The 21143-nt window shown below is 41.4% G+C and carries 20 protein-coding genes; 10 read left to right on the forward strand and 10 right to left on the reverse strand.

From position 1 onward, the window contains the following. The first annotated feature begins 87 nt into the window (after positions 1 to 87). The 5 genes from V1502_RS12320 to V1502_RS12340 all read left to right on the forward strand — a co-directional run bounded on the left by V1502_RS12320 (position 88) and on the right by V1502_RS12340 (position 6690). On the forward strand, positions 88 to 1608 hold the full coding sequence (locus tag V1502_RS12320; RefSeq protein ID WP_409250942.1) for a spore germination protein: 1521 nt from the start codon (positions 88 to 90) through the stop codon (positions 1606 to 1608). An 18-nt stretch (positions 1609 to 1626) separates the two neighbouring features. Next, positions 1627 to 2739 (forward strand): GerAB/ArcD/ProY family transporter, encoded by a 1113-nt coding sequence (locus V1502_RS12325; RefSeq protein WP_409250943.1) that lies wholly within the window; start codon positions 1627 to 1629, stop codon positions 2737 to 2739. Next, entirely contained in the window at positions 2736 to 3890 is a 1155-nt protein-coding gene (locus V1502_RS12330; RefSeq protein WP_409250944.1) for a Ger(x)C family spore germination protein, read from the forward strand. The genes V1502_RS12325 and V1502_RS12330 overlap by 4 nt, the downstream gene beginning before the upstream one ends. An 88-nt stretch (positions 3891 to 3978) precedes the next feature. Continuing rightward, a complete protein-coding gene (locus tag V1502_RS12335; RefSeq protein ID WP_409250945.1) occupies positions 3979 to 5496 on the forward strand; it encodes an HD domain-containing phosphohydrolase in 1518 nt (505 codons plus the stop codon). A 114-nt stretch (positions 5497 to 5610) separates the two neighbouring features. Continuing rightward, positions 5611 to 6690, forward strand: a complete 1080-nt coding sequence (locus V1502_RS12340) for an AI-2E family transporter (protein ID WP_409250946.1) — start codon at positions 5611 to 5613, stop codon at positions 6688 to 6690. A 239-nt stretch (positions 6691 to 6929) separates the two neighbouring features. On the opposite strand, the gene V1502_RS12345 is transcribed toward V1502_RS12340, so the two are convergent. Further along, on the reverse strand, positions 6930 to 7265 hold the full coding sequence (locus V1502_RS12345; protein WP_409250947.1) for a DUF1033 family protein: 336 nt from the start codon (positions 7263 to 7265) through the stop codon (positions 6930 to 6932). Positions 7266 to 7426: 161 nt separating this feature from the next. Between V1502_RS12345 and V1502_RS12350 the strand changes: the two genes are divergently transcribed. Beyond that, positions 7427 to 7882 carry a cupredoxin domain-containing protein gene (locus V1502_RS12350; RefSeq protein WP_409250948.1) on the forward strand — a complete coding sequence of 152 codons (456 nt, stop codon included), beginning with the start codon at positions 7427 to 7429 and terminating at the stop codon, positions 7880 to 7882. A gap of 927 nt (positions 7883 to 8809) precedes the next feature. Here V1502_RS12350 and V1502_RS12355 read toward each other — a convergent pair. The 3 genes from V1502_RS12355 to V1502_RS12365 form a co-directional block, all read right to left on the reverse strand. Then, positions 8810 to 9169, reverse strand: coding sequence for a fluoride efflux transporter FluC (locus tag V1502_RS12355; RefSeq protein ID WP_409250949.1), 360 nt, complete (start codon positions 9167 to 9169; stop codon positions 8810 to 8812). Then, positions 9166 to 9549 (reverse strand): fluoride efflux transporter CrcB, encoded by a 384-nt coding sequence (gene crcB / locus V1502_RS12360; RefSeq protein ID WP_409250950.1) that lies wholly within the window; start codon positions 9547 to 9549, stop codon positions 9166 to 9168. Before crcB ends, V1502_RS12355 begins: the two co-directional genes overlap by 4 nt. A gap of 609 nt (positions 9550 to 10158) precedes the next feature. After that, the gene (locus tag V1502_RS12365; protein WP_409250951.1) at positions 10159 to 11319 is read right to left on the reverse strand and encodes a D-alanyl-D-alanine carboxypeptidase family protein; all 1161 of its coding nucleotides are present in this window, start codon (positions 11317 to 11319) and stop codon (positions 10159 to 10161) included. 188 nt (positions 11320 to 11507) lie between these two features. Between V1502_RS12365 and V1502_RS12370 the strand changes: the two genes are divergently transcribed. The 3 genes from V1502_RS12370 (at position 11508) to V1502_RS12380 (ending at position 13849) form a co-directional block, all read left to right on the forward strand. Beyond that, positions 11508 to 11786 carry an acylphosphatase gene (locus V1502_RS12370; RefSeq protein WP_409250952.1) on the forward strand — a complete coding sequence of 93 codons (279 nt, stop codon included), beginning with the start codon at positions 11508 to 11510 and terminating at the stop codon, positions 11784 to 11786. Positions 11787 to 12071: 285 nt separating this feature from the next. Beyond that, positions 12072 to 12683 carry a 5-bromo-4-chloroindolyl phosphate hydrolysis family protein gene (locus V1502_RS12375; protein ID WP_409250953.1) on the forward strand — a complete coding sequence of 204 codons (612 nt, stop codon included), beginning with the start codon at positions 12072 to 12074 and terminating at the stop codon, positions 12681 to 12683. A 14-nt stretch (positions 12684 to 12697) separates the two neighbouring features. After that, positions 12698 to 13849, forward strand: coding sequence for a toxic anion resistance protein (locus V1502_RS12380; protein WP_409250954.1), 1152 nt, complete (start codon positions 12698 to 12700; stop codon positions 13847 to 13849). A gap of 123 nt (positions 13850 to 13972) precedes the next feature. On the opposite strand, the gene V1502_RS12385 is transcribed toward V1502_RS12380, so the two are convergent. From V1502_RS12385 to V1502_RS12405, 5 genes are all read right to left on the reverse strand, one after another. Next, positions 13973 to 14155, reverse strand: a complete 183-nt coding sequence (locus tag V1502_RS12385; protein ID WP_409250955.1) for a hypothetical protein — start codon at positions 14153 to 14155, stop codon at positions 13973 to 13975. 41 nt (positions 14156 to 14196) lie between these two features. Then, positions 14197 to 15774: a cation:proton antiporter gene (locus V1502_RS12390; RefSeq protein WP_409250956.1), complete on the reverse strand. Its 1578-nt coding sequence runs from the start codon at positions 15772 to 15774 to the stop codon at positions 14197 to 14199. Positions 15775 to 16397: 623 nt separating this feature from the next. Further along, a complete protein-coding gene (locus V1502_RS12395; RefSeq protein ID WP_409250957.1) occupies positions 16398 to 18317 on the reverse strand; it encodes a vWA domain-containing protein in 1920 nt (639 codons plus the stop codon). Between the two features lie 11 nt (positions 18318 to 18328). Beyond that, positions 18329 to 19210 (reverse strand): AAA family ATPase, encoded by an 882-nt coding sequence (locus V1502_RS12400; RefSeq protein WP_409250958.1) that lies wholly within the window; start codon positions 19208 to 19210, stop codon positions 18329 to 18331. Between the two features lie 586 nt (positions 19211 to 19796). Further along, positions 19797 to 20000, reverse strand: a complete 204-nt coding sequence (locus tag V1502_RS12405) for a DUF6501 family protein (protein ID WP_409250959.1) — start codon at positions 19998 to 20000, stop codon at positions 19797 to 19799. A 178-nt stretch (positions 20001 to 20178) separates the two neighbouring features. On the opposite strand from V1502_RS12405, the gene V1502_RS12410 reads away from it, so the two are divergent. Then, positions 20179 to 20517, forward strand: a complete 339-nt coding sequence (locus V1502_RS12410; RefSeq protein ID WP_409250960.1) for a hypothetical protein — start codon at positions 20179 to 20181, stop codon at positions 20515 to 20517. Positions 20518 to 20519: 2 nt separating this feature from the next. Here V1502_RS12410 and V1502_RS12415 read toward each other — a convergent pair whose 3' ends face one another. Continuing rightward, positions 20520 to 21125 carry a DedA family protein gene (locus V1502_RS12415; protein ID WP_409250961.1) on the reverse strand — a complete coding sequence of 202 codons (606 nt, stop codon included), beginning with the start codon at positions 21123 to 21125 and terminating at the stop codon, positions 20520 to 20522. Between the last annotated feature and the right edge of the window lie 18 nt (positions 21126 to 21143).

Consider the following 21143-nt stretch of genomic DNA (forward strand, 5'->3'; position numbering starts at 1 on the left):
TTTCTTTATGAATTCCGTAAAATAACGGTAATAATTGGGGGTCTCCGAGGACAAAATACTAGAAAATCCAGGTAAGGGTGTTAGGGCATGGTATTCAGATGGCGCGACAAGAAACGAAGAGAGGAAGAAAAATCAATAGCCCACAGCCTCAACTTCGAAGGCTTGAAAGAAGAAATAAAAGATTCCTTGAAACAAAGTGCCGACCTGGCTTTTCATGAGATTGAGAAAGACGGAATACAAATATTGGTTATCTATATAGAAAATATCATAAATACAGAACAACTGCATCAACATATCATCAAACCGCTGGAACGAAGTGATGAAGAACTGGATCCCAGATCATTAGCTAATACCATTAACATAGGCAAGATTTCAATCACAAACCGCCTGATCGATATAACGGAAGCGATTTTAAACGGATATGCCTATATCTATGCACAGGGACAAAGCTGCGGTGTTCTTGCGGATATCGCTGAAAAGGCCAGCCGCTCTCTTGAGAAAGCAGAAACTGAATCACTGGTCTTCGGTCCAAAGGTCGCCTTCACAGAAGATCTGTCTACGAACATGAATATCATCCGTACAAATGTAAAGGATCCAAACCTCTGCGTGGAAGAATTGGTATTAGGTTCCAGGGTAAAGCTAAAGACCTACCTCGTATACGTTAAAGATATTGCGGACGAAGAGAATGTTAATACGTTTCGTCAAAGGATGAAAGAACTGGAAGTAGACAGTATCATAGACAGCTCAGTGTTGGCTCAGATGATTGAAGACAATTCTTATACGGTCTTTCCACAGCTGATAACAACTGAACTGCCTGACCGCTTAAGTATTTCTCTCTTACATGGAAAAATAGGGGTTTTAGTTGACAGGAGCCCGCAGGCAATCATCGGACCAACGACCTTCCTCAACTTCTTCGAGTCCACGGAAGATATTTATATGAGATGGAATATGGGAACGTTCTTAAGAATGCTTAGATTCATTGCTATCATGCTTTCCGTTCTATTAACACCGGCTTATGTAGCGGTCCTCACCTATCATTATGAGGTCATTCCTTCTTCCCTGCTTGTTTCACTCGGTGAGTCACGGTCCAAAGTTCCGTTCCCACCCGTTTTTGAAGCACTGCTCCTTGAATTCATTATTGAACTGCTCAGGGAAGCAGGTGCACGCCTGCCGACAAAAGTCGGTCAGACAATGGGTATCGTAGGAGGTATCGTTATCGGGCAGGCGGCGGTGGAAGCGGGTTTTACAAGCAATATATTAATTATCATCATCGCCATTAGTGCCCTGGGATCATTTACTGCACCCAGTTACGCCATTGGTACAGCTGTCCGGATCATTCGTTTTCCAATTATCATTTTAGCCGGACTATATGGGGGTGTTGGGATTGTGTTTGCCTTTTCGTTCCTATTGATTCATCTTCTGAAACTGACAACGCTTGGAAGACCTTACTTGTCACCAGTATATCCGCTTTCAGTTTCTGACTTGAGGTACAGCCTGTTCAGACTTCCTTATCAATTCATGGGAAGAAGGCCAGACTCCAATTTACCTGTCGATAATCAAAGAATGAAAAAAGAAAAAAAAACCAATACCAAAGATGTCGACGAATGATAAAAAAGGATTGTGCTTATGAAAATAAATGTAGATCCGCCAAAAAACTTAATGTTCAATTCATTTTTTATTATGTTTATCATACATGTTGCCCAAACGGGGGTTGGTGTCGCCGGTTTACCGAGGGTGGTATTTCTTGAAGCGGGTCATGACGCCTGGATATCCGTCTTATTTTCAGGCCTGCTGTTAGCTGCAGCTATCACCGTCATGGTTATTTTATTGAAAAATTATGATAGCGCCGACCTGTTCGGAATACATAAAGATGTGCTTGGAAAATGGATCGGCGGAGCTTTCAGCTTTGTCTACATCAGTTATATGCTGGTTATCGCTTACCTAATCATCATGCACTATACAGAAATGGTCCAGGCATGGGTTTTTCCAAAAATGCCTACATGGCTACTATCCGGACTGCTGATTTTCCTTGCAATGTATGCTCTTATGGGGGGGATTCGAGTTCTGGTCGGGATCAGTTTCATTACTTTCTTCCTGACAGCCTGGTTGTTATTTGTTTTCTATGCTCCTTTAAAATATATGGATTTTCTTCATTTCTTACCGATTTGGGACCACAGTATCAAGGAACTGTGGATGGGGGTGTATAAGACATCATTTTCTGTTATAGGATTTGAATTGCTTTTGCTCCTCTATCCTTATGTAAAGGATAAAAATAAGGTATATAAATTCAGTTTATTCGGTGCTGCCTATACGACTTTTATATATTTTGTCGTGACTTTCATTTCTATCGGCTTCTTTTCAGAAATCACATTGGAAAAAACCATCTGGCCTGTCCTCTCTATGTTTAAAATTGTTCGTATTCCTAACTTGGAACGATTTGAATTCATAGCGGTTTCATATTGGATGTTTGTCATCCTCCCGAATATATGTTTATATTTCTGGGCCGCCACAAGAGGGATGAAACGAGTATTCGGAATGAAACAAAAAAAAGCCATCTATCTTTTTGCCGCTCTTTTATGGATAGGGACCTTTTTTATCGATAAAAGAATCGTGATGAATACCTTCACTGATCAAGTGGCAACTGTTAGCTTTTATTTAACATTTGTGTATCCGTCTTTCCTCCTTGGGATGGTTCTGATGAAAAAAGCATTCAAAAAGCAAAAGGGGGCCTCAACGTGAGAAGGTTATCTTTGTTAATGGGAATCATAGCAGCCTCCCTCCTGCTCAGCAGCTGTGTAGAAACAAATTATTTGGAGAAACAGGGATTAATTACTGGTATAGGATATGATCAATCAGAAGAGAAAGATAAAATATCAGGAACTCTTGTTTATTATCAGTTCAATCCTGCAATGAAGAACCTGTCTACAGTCATTACTGGCGTAGGTGAGACAAGTAAAGGAATCAGACATGGAGCAAACCTGGAGTCCGATCACAACTTAGTTTCTGGCCAGCTGCGTGTAGTTCTCTATGGTGAGGAGATTGCAAAAAAGGGGATCAGTTCATTAGTCGATACTTTATCAAGGGATGCATCAATTGGAAATATGATCTTTTTAGGGGTTGGAACTCCTACTGCAGAAGAAATATTATCTTTCCAACCAAAGAGCCAGCCGGCCAACATGGGAACTTACTTATATAATTTATTTCAAGCAAACATTAAAAATGAGACAATCCCTAACCCTACTCTTCAGGAGTTTATGACACGGTTTGGTTCAGTGGGAAAAGATGCTATACTCCCCCAGATAGCCATCATTCAAGATAAGATCGGCATCGACGGATTCGCTCTTTTTTCAGACGATCGTCAAGTCGGGGTGCTTGACAGAGAAAAGATATTCTATGTCCGATCTTTAATGGATCAATTAAAAGCAAGTTCCGCTGAGGTGGAACTGCCGACAGAACCTTTCGAAAAAGAGATTAAAGAAGCAGCCTCATCAACTGAGGATGAAAAGCACCAGGAGAAGTTGCACTTCATGCTCGACAACATAAAGAGTAATCATAAAATTGAGGTTACAGACAAAAGCAAACCCTCTTTTAATATCAAACTGAAACTGGAATCACGCATTCTGGAAATGACGGTCCCTTTCAACCTTTCCGAGGCAGCAGTTCTTAAAAAAGTAGAAGACGTGATGGCCAAAGCCATGGAGGAAAAAGCTATGAAAGTACTAAAGGAGATACAAGAAACCGGCTCGGATCCCATTGGCTTTGGCTCTCATTACCGCGCAATCAGCAGAGACACCAAACTCACCAAAGAGATGTGGAGCGAGATATATCCAAAAGCGGAATTCAATCTGGACATCGAAATGAAAATTATCCGTACTGGCATCATCGACTGACCAAAACTATATTTCATAAAATTTCGGTTATTTAAACCCCTTCTATTTTGCATTATAATGACAACATAGCAAAATGATGGGGGTTTACATGACCGTATTCAATTCTTTTCAGAAAAGAACGTTCTTCAATTATATAGTTGGATCACTTATAGCCGTTCTCGGGGTAGGTTCAGCATTCATCTTTCAGACTCTTGACCTTCCCAGAGAAGAATATCAATATATGCTTTTTATCATCTTCTTCTCCCTGCTCACCATGTTTACAATGGAGTTTTTTGTTTACAGGAGACATGTACAGCCTATTAAAGCCATTTACCGGGACCAGCACTATTCTCTTGAAACACTTGAAAGAGCCTACCAACACAGCTTGCAGCTTCCCTTGTTGACAGTCAAAAGAATCATGATGCCGCATTTTTTAGGGCTGGCAGTTCCCGCAACTGCTCTGGCTTTTTACTTTATTTCGAAAGACCTGTTGAATATTCCATATACTTATATCGGCTATGCTTGGGCGGGAGCATTCCTCGTTGCCACCATGCATGCACTTATCGAATTTTACTTAACATTTCAAACGGCTGCCCCTCTTTTAACAGACTTGGCAGATAAAGCTCTAAAACTCTACAGGGTAGACCTTAATAGAGATAAACATTTTCACCTTAGCTTGAAAAGGAAATTATTAGCAGGTTCGTTGTTTCTCGCTCTCTTTCCGGTCCTGTTGTTCAGTCTCGCTTCTCAAGTACGCCTTTCACTCACTTCTGAGCCGCAGTCTGATTATTGGAGCTGGGCAGGCTTCCTGGTCCTTATAATCCTCATGCTGGCATTCTTGGGAACCATTCTCTTATTCAGGAATATAGAAAAGCCGGTAAAAGACTTGCAGCAAGGCTTTAAGAATGTAGAACAAGGGAATTTGAATCCTTTGAAGAACCCTTATTTTGATGAATTTTCCGACTTGATCAACGGATTCAACAACATGGTAAATTCCATCCAGGTAAAGGATAAGAAAAACGAACAGCTGCTTGCCAGCTTTTTCGATGTTATAGCAGGAACTCTCGATGCGCGAGATCCTTATACAGCGGGACACTCCAAGCGAGTAGCGGACTATTCTGTGAGGATTGCGCAAAGTGCCGGCTGGAACACTTCTAAAATAGAATTACTTAGAAAGTCGTCCCTTCTCCACGATATAGGTAAAATCGGTATTCGGGATGAAGTGCTGCTGAAGGATGGTAAACTGACAGAGGATGAATATGACCAGATTAAGCTTCACCCCGTAATAGGAGCGAGTATCCTGGAAGGAATTGATTTGACTGAGGAACTTCTCCCTATCCTGCCTGGTATCAAATATCACCACGAAAGACTTGATGGAAAAGGATATCCGGAAGGCCTTTCCGGAATGGATATCCCTGACTTCGGAAGAGTGATCGCTGTCGCTGATGCCTTCGATGCTATGACATCCGACAGACCCTACCGAAGAGGCATGAGTCCCCTGAAAGCCCTCTCCATTTTGGATGAAGGAAAAGGGACTCAATGGGACCCTGAATATGTCAACCTCTTTATTTCTATACAGCAAAAAGAATTGAATATGGATATGCACCACGCTTCTGCTCCAAGCTAGAAGCGTGTTTTTTTATAACAACTCTAATTACAAGTTTTAAAGAAATGATTAAAGAGAATATATAAATGAAAGAGACTTGTTGCAGTCTCTCACTATTTACATAGGAGTGAAATTATGCCGGAGGGAAAATGGTTTCGCAGAGGCTATGCCGTTGCGCTGATATTATTGATCATTTATTTAGGTACACTTGTTGATTTCATATTCAAGCCGATCACTGTTCTTGTGACAGCTTTGTTTGGGCCGATCATTCTCGGCGGTATACTGTATTACCTTTTTAGGCCGCTGGTCAACATACTGGCTAAAAAAATGCCAAGAGCAGTCGCCATACTCCTTCTCTATTTAACTGTCATAGGATTAATAGCCGGAGTGATCTTCTATGCAGGTCCCATCCTTCAAAGACAAATCAACAGCTTAATAGACAATACACCGCAGCTTATTGACCAATTCCGTGAGACTTTGCTTAATTTACAGCAAAATGATTGGGTCTCCCGCTTCCAAAGCGGGGATAGGTTTTCGTTGGAGGATACCACCAACAGACTGACGGACTACCTGAATGAAGCTGCATCCACGCTGGGTTCAAACCTAATGAACATTATCAGCACGATAACAAATATCGTCGTACTAATCATACTTATTCCTTTTGTCCTTTACTACATGTTGAAGGATGGCGATAAACTGCCGAGCAAAATTTTGAAGTTGGTTCCTAAAAAACATGAAAAGGAAGGAAAAAAAGTTTTAAGTGATATGGATGATGCGTTAAGCTCATATATTCAGGGGCAAGTCATCGTCAGCGTTTGTGTCGGGGTCCTCGTCTATATCGGCTACTTGATTATAGGCCTGGATTACTCCCTGGTCATTGCGATCCTGACAATGTTGACAAATGTCATCCCATTCATCGGGCCCCTTATCAGTTCGGTACCGGCCATCATTGTCGGTTTCTTACAGGAGCCCATCATGGCCTTATGGGTAATTGTTGTCATCCTGATCGTACAGCAAATTGAAGGTAACTTAATTTCTCCTCAGGTCATGGGAAGGAAGCTGGATATTCATCCATTGACGATTATCCTGCTATTGGTGGCTGCAGGGAAGTTTGCAGGCTTCCTTGGCTTGCTTCTAGCTGTACCAACATATGCTATTTTGAAAGTCATCTTTATTCACGTATACCGCTTCATAAAGCTTCGGACAGATTTATAAACAAAACCGTGACATGAACAACAGCTGTTGTTCATGTTTTTTTTTGGTGCTTGGTCTAATTGATCAATGAGTAGTTGGGAGGAATAAAGGTGTTTATTGCGGAACCGCCTTGTAGTGGTTCTTATTATCCCCGTTCCAGACTTTCCCGAGCCTTCCGCATCCCTAACACCTTCTAAAGAACAGTTAATAGTTTATAAGCAAAAACGGCCTCATTGGAGACCGATTCATACAGATTGCGGCTATTCAAGGGCAGCCAGCAACTTGCCCTTTTCGTCTTCGGTGAATACTTTTAGAGAATCCCCTTCCATGAGCAGAAGGCCGTGATATAACTGTAAATCGTCATCGCAATCCTCGCAAAATATCTTTTCGTCCTCATTCCAGAAAGCTGCAGTGTTCTTCTTTGTCTTCGAATGCTGAAATTTATTATGCAACTCCTGAACAAGATAGATAAATTGTTCAAACGCTTCTTGTTCATTTGAATATTCTTTTACCTCTTTAATGTCCTTTTTCCAGTCAGAAAAAAACCACCATGGTTCAGTCTCTCCCGACGTTCTGACTATCTTCCAGGATGCCACTAATTAACACCTCCGAGTCCTACGGATAAATTGTACAAAAATATGTACAGGATAGAAAATCATCTGCTTCATTTTCACCATTAAATGATGGCTTATTCACATTTTAGACAAGTTATCGATGGACAAGGCATATATTGGTACTAGTCAAAGGAGGGTAAACAATGAAATTTGTTGTATTGAAAAAGGGGTCTCTTATTTTATTTATTATTGGATTTCTTGCACTATCACTCGGAGTGGTTTGGATGATGATGCCTAAGGATTCCTATCCAACAGTGACAATGAATGGTGAAAACCCAAATGTCCAAGTCATTCAGCTGGTTACAGGTGAATTTGCCACCGAAACTGAGGACGGACAAGAAATTGAAGCCTACCGATGGGACCCAGGCACCATTGTGGTCGATAAAGGGAAAGAAGTCCAATTCCGCATCTATGGCGTGAACGGAAAAGCTCACCCCTTCTATATTGAAGGAACCGATATAAAAGGAACTGTTAAAAAAGGCGAAGAATCCATTTTCAATGTTACATTTGACAAAAAAGGGACCTACAGGCTGGTATGCCAAGCCCATGAAACCATTGAGAAGAATGGGCCTATGATTGGGTATATTGTGGTGAAGTAATCACAAGGATCGCTTGCCAGTTCTTAAGAGCAGGAATTTCGGGCTTTGGTTAAACCTTTTACTGATTAGGGCAGCATTTATTACGGGATTGTCGACGTAAAGAGATTTTAGGGCCATGGAGATTCCATCTGTCACGGGATGCTGGCCCATTTTGCGATTAATTGGCCCATTGAGTTTACCAATTTCACAGGATCTTGGCCCATTTAGTGGGTTATCGGGCCAGGGAGTTTCCATCTGTCACGGGATGCTGGCCCATTTTGCGATTAATTGGCCCATTGAGATTACGAACTTCACAGGATCTTGGCCCATTTAGTGGGTTATCGGGCCAGGGAGTTTACGAATTTCACGGGATGTTGGTCCATTTAGCGATTAATTGGCCCATTGAGTTTCCGAATTTCACAGGATCTTGGCCCACTTAGCGATTAATTGGCCCATTGAGTTTCCGAACTTCACAGGATCTTGGTCCATTTTGCGATTAATTGGCCCATTGAGTTTACCAATTTCACAGGATCTTGGCCCATTTAGTGGGTTATCGGGCCAGGGAGTTTCCATCTGTCACGGGATGCTGGCCCATTTTGCGATTAATTGGCCCATTGAGATTACGAACTTCACAGGATCTTGGCCCATTTAGTGGGTTATCGGGCCAGGGAGTTTACGAATTTCACGGGATGCTGGTCCATTTAGCGATTAATTGACCCATGGAGTTTCCGAATTTCACGGGATCTTGGCCCATTTAGCGATTAATTGACCCATGGAGTTTCCGAATTTCACGGGATGCTGGCCCATTTAATGAGTTTATTGGAAATTTTTCCTTATGTTGGTCTGTCATTAGCCATCACTCTCAATTTTGAAAACAAAACGTCCTGTGACAATTCACAGGACATTTTTAATCGCAGTAATCGGCATCGCACTCCAACTTGTTTACAATCACTGTATCATAGAACCCGCTAACAATCCTGCGAAAGCAGCCAGTAACCCCACAGCATAACTAGAAGCCAAATAGATTAATGCCTTCCTTCCATCCCCTGTCTTCCTCAGTGTCAATGCTTCAACCATAAATGTGGAATATGTAGTGAATGCACCTAAAAAACCAATACCGAAAAGAGCATACATAGTACCTGCCACTTCCATTCCCAGGAGGATTCCGAGGAAAAATGCACCAGTGATGTTAACCAGCAAAGTCGCCCAAGGAAAATTGGAGTGTGTCCTGTTCTTAATGAGATTTCCGACAGCAAAACGCATTACAGCTCCTAAAAATCCTCCTGCGGCTATAGCTAAAATAGTCATTTCCTTTCTCCTTTCCACTTCAGTAAGTTGAGGCCGCACCATGCAAAAAACAACCCGCCCATTATACTGAGAAAGAAATATATAAAGGCCAGAAAATAATGGCCTTCTTGAAACAACCCGATCGTTTCTATACTAAATGCCGAAAAGGTAGTGAATGAACCAATTAACCCTGTCCCTAACGCAGCCGTAACATCAGAAGATAGCCTCCTGTTTTTCAACAACGTGTCCGTCAGAAGACCCAGCAGAAAAGAGCCTGCCAAATTAACAGCCAGCGTCCCATATGGAAATGCTGCCGGATTTACCCCTAATAGCAAGTTGCCTGTCAGATACCGTAAAATACTTCCTGCCGCCCCGCCCAACCCTACAAGTAAATAAATCATATTTTTATCCTTTCCTTATGTACATCAAAGGTCGCTTTTTTACCCTGCTAATGTTACCTGAAGGTATTTCAGCAATTTTTTTATCTAATCAAAACAAAAAGCACACTTCCCTATTCTAACCCTGCCGGATTAAAATAAAAAGAAGTGTGCATCTATTCAAGTCTTACTTGTAATTTTTCTGATCATTGTATGATTCACACACCGGGTTCAATCATCGATAAATTGCCCTAAGACAATGAAAGCCCTTCCTCTCGATCATCCTTATGGCTCCTAGGCCATGCCAGTGAGAATTAGGGGAAAATCTAGCAATAACATTAATCATACAACATTAACTTTCTTGCATCGGATAATGTTTTAGCTTTTTTGCTGGATTGAAAAAAGCTGCCTTAATCTTCAGCGGATCCTTTGCTCCGGCTGGATAAGGATTTAAAAAAATCGATCAAGCATGAGTTGATCTTCAGAAGTATTGTTGGATGTACTACTACGGAGATTAGTAGTCAGTAAGACCTGACTGTATTGTGATTCATCACCACAAACACCAATTATACATGACTATATTGTCGATGTCAACAAAAAGTCCGAGTATAAACCCGGACTTTAAAATTCTGCTCATTCAGCTGTCATCTTTTTTCTCATCACAGCAGTTCCTGCAATCAACAACAGACCGACATACAAATATACTGGATATAGAACAAGCTGGCTTTTGACGAGACCGCCACTTCCATCGTTAACAAGTTCTTGTTCAGCACTCACCGGTTTTTCATTCATAGGTGTCAATTCCCCTATAATCTGTGGATTTCCGTCCAGCAGATATACAAGACCGCCGTTACTGCCAACCGAGACAGGGTCTTTCACTCCCTTAAGTCCGGTATAGGTGATATCTTTATCTGAAAAGAACTCTATTTCCCCTTCTGAATACACCTCTCCTTTAGGAATGGTATAATGCGTGAATTGATTTAAACCATAATCGAGCAGGGCAGAAGTATCTTTATAAACAGCAGTTTTGGACTGAGCTTTTAATAGTACAACCGCTACCGATAAAGTTTCATTCGAGGCAGTCGTAACGAGGGTATGCTTCGATTCATCTACATATCCATTCTTACCGCCCGTTACTTCAGGGTAGATCATTTCCCCTTTGACCATTTTGTGATGATTGAAAAGGGTCGTTTCCCAGCCCTTCCCTTTCCAGTCAACCTCCTTTAAGGCGAATAACTCTCTATACGCCTCGTTTTTCATGGCATAGGAAGTAATCAGGGCCATGTCTTCAGCAGTCGTATAGTGCCTTTCCTCATAGAGTCCATGTGGATTAGTGAAGTGGGTGTTAATTACGCCGGCCTTTTCTTCAAGAAACTTATTGAGGTTCTCACTGAATTGCTCGACCGATCCATCTAAGTGCTCGGCAATTGCAACAGCAGCATCATTCCCGGAGTTGATCATCATTCCGGTTAGGAGCTGCTTCAATGTCAGCTCCTCCCCCTCCAGCAGATACACTGTTGAGCCTTCCGTTTCGGCTGCTTCTTTACTTACGGTCACCAAGCTGTCCAAATCACCCTTCTCAACCGCATAGATAGCTGTCGCCACTTTCGTGATACTTGCAGGGGCCATGCGTCTCTTCGCATTCTTTGAATACAGAATGGTTCTAGTATCCATATCGATCATGACACCGCTTTCACTGAACAGCATGGAAGGTTTTTGGTTTACATCTCCTTCAGCATGAACGGACGTGGAGGTAATGAATAATAGTAAAATGGCAATAAGCATTTTTTTCATAGAAGGAGCACCTTCCTTACCTAAAAATAAAAAGACATTAAACATTTTATCAAAAAAACTCAATTCTCAACCATTGAAATTAAAATTTAATAGAGATACTCCAAAATTTAACAAGCTGCTGCATATGAGATTAACTGCTTTTCTGTTGGGGAATAAAATTAATGATTCATTTACGGAGGAGATACAATATGAAGAGAAAAGTACACCTATTAGTTGAAGGACATGTACAGGGGGTTGGATTTCGGTATTACACCAAAAATAAAGCAGACGAACTGGACATATCAGGCTGGGCAAAGAATCTTGATAACGGCTCAGTTGAAATAACTGCTCAAGGTGACGGAAACAAAATAGAAAGATTTGTCACTTTTGTTAAAAATGGTGCAAGCCCTGCTTCCCGTGTGGATATTTTTCACATCAATGAGCTTGAAACAGATGCTTCTTCAATAGCCGCCTTCAAGACTCTTTAGTATATGTTGTTTTTACGTTGGTAGATTTGATTAAAGGACTATATTAGTCTGGCTACAGCTTGAGCTGAACACCCCTGAGGTTAATCAACCCTTTAGGAAAGCACCGATTACAAGATCGTTAATAATTAAACTGGCCCTGCATATGGTCAGTTTTTTCTTGTCGAATATTAATACATTCCAAACATTATTTCCCTGTTTTTTGCAGGATTATTGAAACTTTTATCGTATTGAATCGTAATACATAGTAGTGAGGTTACCATTAAAGAGAGTTAAGGAGTAGATGACATGAAATCAATACCGCTTACATTCTTAAAAATGTTTTTAGGAATTAACGGGTTTTTTATCACCTTCCTCGTCATGATATTCGGATTCAACCAGCCGTTTCTCCTCGGATTGGCCGGGGGAGCTGCAGCAGCATACCTTGGTTCTACACTTGGAAAATGGGTGTATACCAGAAGGTTCCTGAAGCAAAACGGGATCACTTTAAACGATTATCGTTATATTGATAAAAATTTGAAAGAAGCAAGAACCAAGATGAAGCGTCTCCAAAAGACTCAGTTTCAAGTCCGCTCACTTGGCGCTTTCAAGCAAATACTGGAGCTTAACAGACTTTCGCGCAGAATCTACACAATTGTCCGTAAAGAACCAAAGAAATTTTATCAAAGCGAACAGTTTTTCTTCTATCATCTTGATTCTGTTGTTGAACTTTCTGAAAAATATACTTACCTGGCTACACAGCCGATTAAAAATGAACAGGTATTTCAGTCTATAAAAGAAGCAAAAAGGACATTGCATTCGCTGGAAGAATCATTGCAGGAAGATTTGATGAATGTCCTTTCAGATGATATTCAAACACTTGATTTCGAATTGGATGTAGTCCGCAAAAACAAAAAGTAAAAAGGAGCATTTTTATGAACTCAAACAACTCTTCTGAATATAAAAATGATGATCTTGAAGCCCTTCTGGCCGACCCGTTTGCCGGCAGTACCCCTGATAGCAGCGAATCGGTTCGAGCACCTGTTGCGCTTGCCGACCGCCTGACACCTGAACACAGGCAGAAAGCGGAGGAAATAGCCAAACAGATCGACATGCACAACAGTCAGGCCATATTGGAATATGGTACAGCAGCACAAGCTCAGATGTCGAATTTCTCTCATTCCATGCTTGATCATGTACAGAAAAAAGATGTCGGTCCTATCGGGGATGTATTGAACGATTTAATGAAAAGACTGAAGGAAATGAATCCCGAGGAGCTTTCTGACGAGAAAAAAGGATTCGTTAAGAGGTTTTTTGGTAAACTGTCCAGCTCCATTCAGGAAGTGCTGTCAAAGTACCAAAAGATCGGTAGTCAGGTTGACAGGATTTCAGTCAAATTGGAACAATCCAAAAATGTCCTGATAGATGATAATCGCTTCCTTGATGAATTATATGAAAAGAACAAAACTTATTTTCAATCGCTGAATATTTATATCGCCGCTGCAGAGCTAAAACACGAAGAGTTATCTACCGTGACCATCCCGAACCTGAGAAGGAAAGCCGAATCCACACAGGATGATATGGCATATCAGGAAGTCAATGATGCCCTGCAATTTTTGGACCGGCTCGAAAAAAGGATACATGATCTAAAAATCAGCAGACAGATGACGATACAGACCGCCCCTCAAATCCGGCTAATTCAAAATACGAACGGTGCATTGGCGGAAAAAATCCAATCTTCCATCTTGACAAGCATTCCTCTTTGGAAAAACCAGATTGCGATTGCTCTTACACTGTTTCACCAGAAGAAGGCCGTACAGGCCCAAAAACAAGTATCGGATACAACAAATGAATTGCTGCTGAAGAACTCACAAATGCTGAAAACCAACAGTATCGAGGCTGCCAAAGAAAATGAGAGAGCCATTATCGATATGGAAACATTGAAGAAAACGCAGGAAAATCTTATCTCTACCATCGAAGAGACATTGAGGATCCAGCAAGAAGGACGGTCTAAGAGACAACAGGCTGAGAAAGAACTCCTATCCATGGAAAATGACCTTAAAAACAAACTTCTGCACCTAAAATAAAGGCAGGGTGCGAACTTTCATCCACGGTCTGGATAAGTTCAGATTTGCCCCCAAGGAGCATGCTTACGTCCACTTGATAGACTAAACAAAAAAAGGCTGGATGACAGCCTTTTTTTGCTGGTGTTATAATGGCCCGCCTCCACTGCTGTTGCTATGACGATTTACTTCTGCCATGCTTTGCGCATAGGCGTAGTCCTCATTGTCAGATGGACTGCCCTCCGAAGAGTATGGCTTTTTCTGGTAGTCGTGATAGACAGCATAAATCAGGACCAAAACGAAAGGAATTGCAAAATATATCCAAAACATCCTCTTTGCCTCCTTTGCCCTATTATACCATTCATTAGAAATTAGTGCGTATCTTCAATATTAATGATGGCATTCGTAATGCGTTCATGCTCTCTTTCAGCTGTCTCATTTGAAATGATCTCTTCTTTCAGAAGGTTATCAATTGCATCGTGTTCAGCATATAATGTATGTTTTTTTAAAGAATTCATCTGTTCCTGCTTTAAATCAGGAACCTTTTCAAACAATTCATTTATCTCTGCTTTAAGAATATCAAGCCTTTTTTCATAAGTATCAACAAGCTCTTCAGATACAGGATCCGTAATATATAGTTTTTGTTTGACTCTGTGAATTTCCGTTATAGCCGTTTCATAACGATGAAGCTGCGCGATCAAGTTTTCAAATTCCAATGATCCTTCCCTCTTAGGTCTGACCCCCATCCATCCAATCAATGGTTTCAATGACAATCCTTGAACGACAAGCGAGAACAGGACCACACTGAAGGCAAGCACCAATATATCTTCTCGGCCGGTAAACTCCCTCGGGAGGCTCAACACAAGCGCTACTGACAGAGATCCCTTCAGCCCGCCCCAATTCAAGATATGCTTCCATTTAAGCGGAAAGCTTTTGATTAAAGCAAGACTGGAATAAACGGCAATGCTTCTGGCTATAAGAACAAGAGGAATGGCTGCGAGGATCAACTGCCATTTATCCAGTAAATCAATCCTGGTGATCTCCAGCCCGACCATCAGGAAAACAAGCGAATTGGCTAACAGAGCAGCTACATCCCAGAAGTTATTAATATTCAACTTGGTAGTCGGACTCATGCCGATCTTGCCTCCGTAATTACCAAAGATCAGGGCGGCCACCACTACAGCGATAACCCCTGAAGCATGAACGCTTTCAGCTAATAAAAACGATCCATAAAACAGGATGATGCTGAAAATGATTTCTAATGGATAGTCATCAAAGTATTTCGTCAAAATGGAAAAGCCGAAACCGAGTGAACCTCCAATGATTAATCCAAGTGAAACCACTTTGACAAACTCCCATAAACCGCTTCCAAGTCCTCCCCAACCTGCATCCAGGTAGGAAAGCAGATAGAACGCGGAAATATTAAATAGAACAACTGCAAGACCATCATTGAACAGACTTTCCCCTTCAATGACAACCGCGAGCCTTTTGTTAACGCCAACACTTTTAAAAATTGAAAGGACACTAACGGGATCTGTTGCACTCATCAATGCAGCAAACACAAACGCAGCCGGGATGGAAAAATCAAAAAAGTAAATAGTGCTGAATCCGATTATTAAATAAGAAATGAAGGTACCAACAAAAGCAAGCGAAAAAATCGGCTCTTTATTTTCCTTCAGATGGGAAAAAGGAAGCTTTAGGGCTGCCTCCCCAAGCAGCGCAGGCAAGAATAAAGTAATAATTACAAAATTGAAGACTTCCCCTTCCGTGATGAACTGTTTCAATGGCTCAAGCACTGGAATATCAAAAAGGCCAATCAACGCTCCAATGATAACCAGGGCAATGGGATACGGCTGTTTTAATTTTTTGGCGACCGCCGTAATACCAGCAGCAATCATCACCAATATCAGCCCAAGCTGAAATATATGATGCAAATCCAATTCATGCATGACATAACTTCCTTTCCTTTTGAGCTTTCTGAATATGTACTTCCTCACTACAGCTTATTATTTGCCAAGTACTTTAGTTTAATGAAAATGAAAATGAATATGCCCGGAGCAGCTATACACCAAGCAATACTCTCACAGCGTCATATCTATTTATATTATCCAATACAGAGTTCTGTAAAACCAAAAAACCCCTGTCACTTAAATAGTGACAGGGACTTAGCGGTATAACAATCTGAGTGCGAACCATCCTTTTGAACATTTTAACCCAAACCTGGTTCCTTAATAGCAGCAAAGAATATTTTAGAAACCTTATATAATTCAGCTCCCCTTATTCTAACTGTTTTCTAGGCTTAGGGACTTCCCTAGAGACACTTTTTTTCTCTTTTCGACTGGCTTTCGCCTCTAGAACCCTTCCAGAGGCATCTTTCCTTCAAATCCACTTGATTTTCTATCTCTGAAACCTCTCTAAAGGAAATTTCAAGCAATGGTTACAGATTTTAAAAACCGATACCCCTTTAGAATCCTCAAGTTGCTTCTTCCATTCGAACTTCATAATTACATTTTTCGAAGTTTAGCCCCATCCAAGTGTATTCTCAATAAAGTTAATTAACAAACACTAACACTCACAGACTTTTTATCAGCAGCCGCCTTAACAATGGAAACAGGACATCAGGAAGTTGCTCAACATCCGAGACCAGGATACTGAATTTCCCATAGATGTTCTCAATCATTTTCCGTTGTGCTTCATCAATTTCTTCATTTGAGAGGAAAACATTGATGACTTCAATCCCTTGTTTTCTGGCTTGCACGACCGCTTCATGTGTGTCGACAATCCCATTTTGTTCATATCCAAAGGCAGCGGGCTCACCATCGGAAAATACCAGTAAGAATTTCTGCTTTTCACTGCGCTGCTGCAGTCTTTCTGTCATAAGCCTGATGGCAAATCCGTCCCGATTATCTTCTTCTGGCTGAAGGGTCATGATTTCCGGACCCCTTCCTGGTTTCAGGCTGTTCCTAAAATCGAGCACCGCCTTCATATAATTTGGCTGTTTTGTCTCTGAGGCATGATTTGTGTCTTCCCAAAACCCTACCACTTCATGAGGAACCCTTACCGATTTTAATGACTCATGAAAAAGCGTGATGCCAAGTTTGGTTTGATCCATTTTGTCGTACATGGAAGCAGAACAATCCACCAGCAAAGAGAACACTGCGTCAATTTCAGACGAAGGATTCTGCTTCTTATAAAACAGCCTTGGATTGTCATCTGTCAGGAACCTCAAAAGTTTTTTGTTCAACCGCCCAAAGTGAAGGTCGCTTCTTGGTTGAATTTTTTTATGCTCCAATGTCTTTTCGATCATTTTTTGAAGTTTCTTCTGATAAGGAGAAATCAATCCTTTATTGATATCATAGGCTTTGATTTCTTTATACTCTGGAAGTTCAGGAGTTAGAAATATCGGGTAAGCAAACCGGTTTTCTTTTCCATACTCCGTTTCTCCTCCGCCCTGTTCTTCTTCCTTCTCCTGACGGGCTGCTTCCATCTGGGAATAGTCTTTGTTAGCGGTCTCCTGGGAAGACCCTTGTACCATCCCGAGTGCCTGGTCCCCATCCTCTCCTTCTCTCACTCCATTGCCCATCAGGTCAGCCTTCGAGCCTTGATCGAGATCGAATTGCAGGAATGAATCCCCTTTGTCACTCGTCTCACGATGCCACGTACGCATCTCCTCCTCGAAGACCTCCTCTTCCCCGGTACTCTTTTCATCGAGAGTATCATCATTTGCCAGAGGGTCTTTTCTTTTTAAATCATCTATTGTCAGACCTTTTTCCTCAGAGGCATAAACCTTTTCAGGCAAGTGAAAATATTCGTTCAGCATGTCCTTCTCCAGGATTTCTTCAAAAACATCCATTAAATCAAGACAGATTCTGCTCACATCTTTTGTAGAGCGGCTCTCAAAAAGTTTCAAGAGAGAGTCTTTGATGAAGGGCATGGCCAAGTCGATGCGCTCATTAATGGTAATTTCCTGTTCAAGAGGAGATTTGGCATTAAGGATCAGATAGATGCTATTGTATAAAGCATCGGTAAAAACGCTCTTTACCAGATTGACCTTTAGTTGGGATTGAAAATACTGCCGATACAGATTTCTCCTGGTTTCAAACGCCTTTTTAGTACCAGGCCTTTCCCGCTTGCAGATTTCCTCCAGGCGGATATCCTCTGCTAAGGTGAACAGCTGCTTCCCCAGACTCGGCAGCTTCGTAGCTTTCACTTTTTTTATATATTTTGCAGTCTCTTGCAAATCGGTATGTTTTAAATTGCCGATGGCCCTGAGAAAAATATCGCTCTTCAATCCATGAAGTTCTTCCTGTCTGCTTCTGTGGTCCCAAAAATGCGTCACATATACAGTTTCATTTTTTAAATCCATATAAGAATGGGGACCATATTCAAGCTCCATCTCTCCGTTCTTTGACAGAGTCTTGGCTAAATCGGTCAACTCCATAAATAAAAACGAATCAATTTTTTCATCATTAAATTGAATAAATCTCCGCATACAATCAATCCTTACTCAAAAAGAGTTTCTGCGATATTATGAATGGCCGCTTTCTCTCTCTCATCTTCCAGCTTATCAATAATGCCGCGCTGGATCGCTCTCAATGGAGGAAGGTACACTGCAAGGTCACACGCATCAATCAGCGCGCGAATGGAAGCGGCCTCTTCGGAAACCTGCCCATTCCTCACTTGGACCAACAAATCAGAGGAAAGAGAGATGAACTTTTCAACCAGTTTCTCATCCTGCAGCTTGCTCTGTGACATAATGACTGTCTTTAGAGTGTCCCCGCTGATATAAGGAACGTCAATCACAACAAATCTGTTTTTCAATGCTTCATTTAAAGGCACCGTACCGACATATCCTTCATTGATGGCTGCAATGACACCGAATGTTTCTGCTGCCTTGATCACATCTCCTGTAAATGGATTTGTAATCATCCGGCGGTAATCCAGTACCCCATTCAATATAGGAAGTGTTTCCGGCTTAGCCATATTGATTTCATCAATGTAGAGCATATGCCCTTTTTTCATCGCTTCAATGACCGGACCCTCTATAAATTCAATGGTGCTTTTTCCATCTCTGTCTGCAATCGTTTTGTACCCGAGCAGCGCTTCTGCATCCATATCGACTGAGCAGTTGATACTATGCATAGGCTGAGAAAATATTGAAGAAAGGGTGTCTGCAAGCTTGGTTTTACCTGATCCCGTAGGCCCTTTGAGAAGAACGTTTTTCCCCATTGCCAAAGCAATGACTGCATCTTCAAGGATGGCTGCATCCTCTGCCGTATAACCACCTTCCCCTATTAATGACTGATTTTCACTACCCGCAAACTGGGCTTTTCTATTTGATAAAATACCTGAAACTGCTTCAGGCAATTGTTTTTCTAAGTTCATCCATATACTTCCTTCCTAAAACGAAATTCTACACTAGAAACCATTCTACATGTAAAAACGGTTTCACTGCAACGATTGAAGGTCGGGGAGACAGCTTCATCTTTCGTTTAGGGTATGTCTTCTGCAGTTGTGTATCCTCACAACTTTATGGGGGACGTTCATGCCTAAAAATTTTACTCTTTCAGCGGTGGGTTCGTTCTTCAAGGGGCACGTTTCTCTCTTTCTCGTATTTTAAAGATGGAGATTTCTCCTTCAAGGGGTACGTTTAGCTCCTATTCGTCACCCTTCCACCCGTTTTTCCTTCTTCAAGTGGTATGATTAGTTCGTATTCGTACCCCTTCTACCCCTTTTTCCTCCTGCCAGGGGTACGTTTAGCTCTTATTCGTACCCCTTCTACCCTAATTTCCTCCTTCAAAGGGAACGATTAGCTCGTATTCGTTACCCTTCCACCCTTTTTTCCATCATCAAGGGGTACGTTTTAGTCTGATTTGTGAATATCAGAGGCAATTCCCTCATGGGTACATTTAACCTCATAAAAAAAGCAGTGAATCACAGTATGCGATTCACCGCTCTAAATTCATTAATATTACGCTTCCTCAAAATATTCTTTGTAGAAGCCGCCCATTTTTCCGCTGTCATCAATCACGAACAAATAATCCTCTGATTCGTTTTTGACTTCATATGTTTTACCAGCTGTTAAAACATTTTCAACTTTATACTTTGCTGCGTTTGTATGTACACATTTCACTGTTTTGATGGAAGGACGGTTAGTCCAGTCACGGTGTATCATTCATCTGTCCCCTTTCTGTGTCTTTCTTTTAGTATATTCTTCTGTGCGGTTCACTTCAATAGCCTGTTACCATCAATTTTCAGCCAGGAATCTGCAAAGCCCACAAAAAACTCACTGTCTCAACTGGTAATTAAATGGTATAGTAGAATTAGATCAATTTGAGAGGTTGAAGAACAAAATGAAATTAAATCGACTGCTGGCGGTGGTTGTGTGCCTGTTATTGCTTTACTCAACGACCCACCGTCCTGATGAGGAAGATTTTAATAGATGGTTGGAAGATAAATACGATATTTCCTGCGCCTCTGTTTCATGCACCACTCAAGACGTTGAATCAGGTCAATCTAAGAAACTTATCCTTACTGGTTCAAGAACAAAAGAAGGGTATCTTTTTTTCAATACAGTCGCAAAAACCTTTGAAGGAAAGGAAGGCAGGCAGACGACCATCAAGGCAATCGGCTTTTTAGGAAATTACTATACTATCGTTGAAGAGATTGACCGCCCTTTCCCCCGCGGCTAACCTCACTCTCCGCTCTTGAAGATGGCACTTGCCCTCTTCCTTTTTTTATAATAAAATATCCCACTTAAGATGCCGATAATTGTAAGTGTTACTGAAGTTATAGCGATTGAGAGGTGTTCGATAATGATGCTGAAGGTAGAAGGAAAAATCCTTCCTACCTGAAAATAAAGAAAACACCATAGAAGAGCCGCCGGATATGCAGCCAGAATGAACTTCCCTGCAGATATTCCGGAAGCCCCCGCTATATAAGGCATGAACAGACGTATGCCGGGTATAAAGTAACTGAAGGAAATCCCTGCAGCCCCATATTTCTCCAACCATATTCGGCCTTTTTCTATCAATTTCTTAGATTTAGCTTTCTCAAATCTATAGAGAAGGAAGTTCTTTGCCCACCTCCCCAAACCATATCCAAAGGTTCCTGAACTGATGACACCGAGGTACGTTGCTGCAAAAGCCGCTACAGGTGAGTATCCTCTCCACTCTGTTAAAACCCCGGAAAAAGCAGCTGCAGCTTCATTTGGAAGGGGAAACCCTACAAAAATCAACCAACTGAAAATAAACATGGCAAAATAGCCAAGATCATTTACAAGTTCAAGTAACAGACCCATGCCCTTCCTCCTGTCTTA

The organism is Rossellomorea sedimentorum, from assembly GCF_046237645.1.
Taxonomy (GTDB): Bacteria; Bacillota; Bacilli; order Bacillales; family Bacillaceae_B; genus Rossellomorea; species Rossellomorea sedimentorum.

Coding starts and splice junctions, on each gene's coding strand:
- V1502_RS12365 (WP_409250951.1), bottom strand. CDS start 11,319: ATGAAAAAAATGCTTATTGCCATTTTACTATTATTCATTACCTCCACG.
- V1502_RS12325 (WP_409250943.1), top strand. CDS start 1,627: ATGAAAATAAATGTAGATCCGCCAAAAAACTTAATGTTCAATTCATTT.
- V1502_RS12400 (WP_409250958.1), bottom strand. CDS start 19,210: ATGAACTTAGAAAAACAATTGCCTGAAGCAGTTTCAGGTATTTTATCA.
- V1502_RS12350 (WP_409250948.1), top strand. CDS start 7,427: ATGAAATTTGTTGTATTGAAAAAGGGGTCTCTTATTTTATTTATTATT.
- V1502_RS12415 (WP_409250961.1), bottom strand. CDS start 21,125: ATGGGTCTGTTACTTGAACTTGTAAATGATCTTGGCTATTTTGCCATG.
- V1502_RS12395 (WP_409250957.1), bottom strand. CDS start 18,317: ATGCGGAGATTTATTCAATTTAATGATGAAAAAATTGATTCGTTTTTA.
- V1502_RS12405 (WP_409250959.1), bottom strand. CDS start 20,000: ATGATACACCGTGACTGGACTAACCGTCCTTCCATCAAAACAGTGAAA.
- V1502_RS12370 (WP_409250952.1), top strand. CDS start 11,508: ATGAAGAGAAAAGTACACCTATTAGTTGAAGGACATGTACAGGGGGTT.
- V1502_RS12390 (WP_409250956.1), bottom strand. CDS start 15,774: ATGCATGAATTGGATTTGCATCATATATTTCAGCTTGGGCTGATATTG.
- V1502_RS12335 (WP_409250945.1), top strand. CDS start 3,979: ATGACCGTATTCAATTCTTTTCAGAAAAGAACGTTCTTCAATTATATA.
- V1502_RS12340 (WP_409250946.1), top strand. CDS start 5,611: ATGCCGGAGGGAAAATGGTTTCGCAGAGGCTATGCCGTTGCGCTGATA.
- V1502_RS12355 (WP_409250949.1), bottom strand. CDS start 9,169: ATGACTATTTTAGCTATAGCCGCAGGAGGATTTTTAGGAGCTGTAATG.
- V1502_RS12380 (WP_409250954.1), top strand. CDS start 12,698: ATGAACTCAAACAACTCTTCTGAATATAAAAATGATGATCTTGAAGCC.
- V1502_RS12375 (WP_409250953.1), top strand. CDS start 12,072: ATGAAATCAATACCGCTTACATTCTTAAAAATGTTTTTAGGAATTAAC.
- V1502_RS12385 (WP_409250955.1), bottom strand. CDS start 14,155: ATGTTTTGGATATATTTTGCAATTCCTTTCGTTTTGGTCCTGATTTAT.
- V1502_RS12410 (WP_409250960.1), top strand. CDS start 20,179: ATGAAATTAAATCGACTGCTGGCGGTGGTTGTGTGCCTGTTATTGCTT.
- V1502_RS12320 (WP_409250942.1), top strand. CDS start 88: ATGGTATTCAGATGGCGCGACAAGAAACGAAGAGAGGAAGAAAAATCA.
- crcB (WP_409250950.1), bottom strand. CDS start 9,549: ATGATTTATTTACTTGTAGGGTTGGGCGGGGCGGCAGGAAGTATTTTA.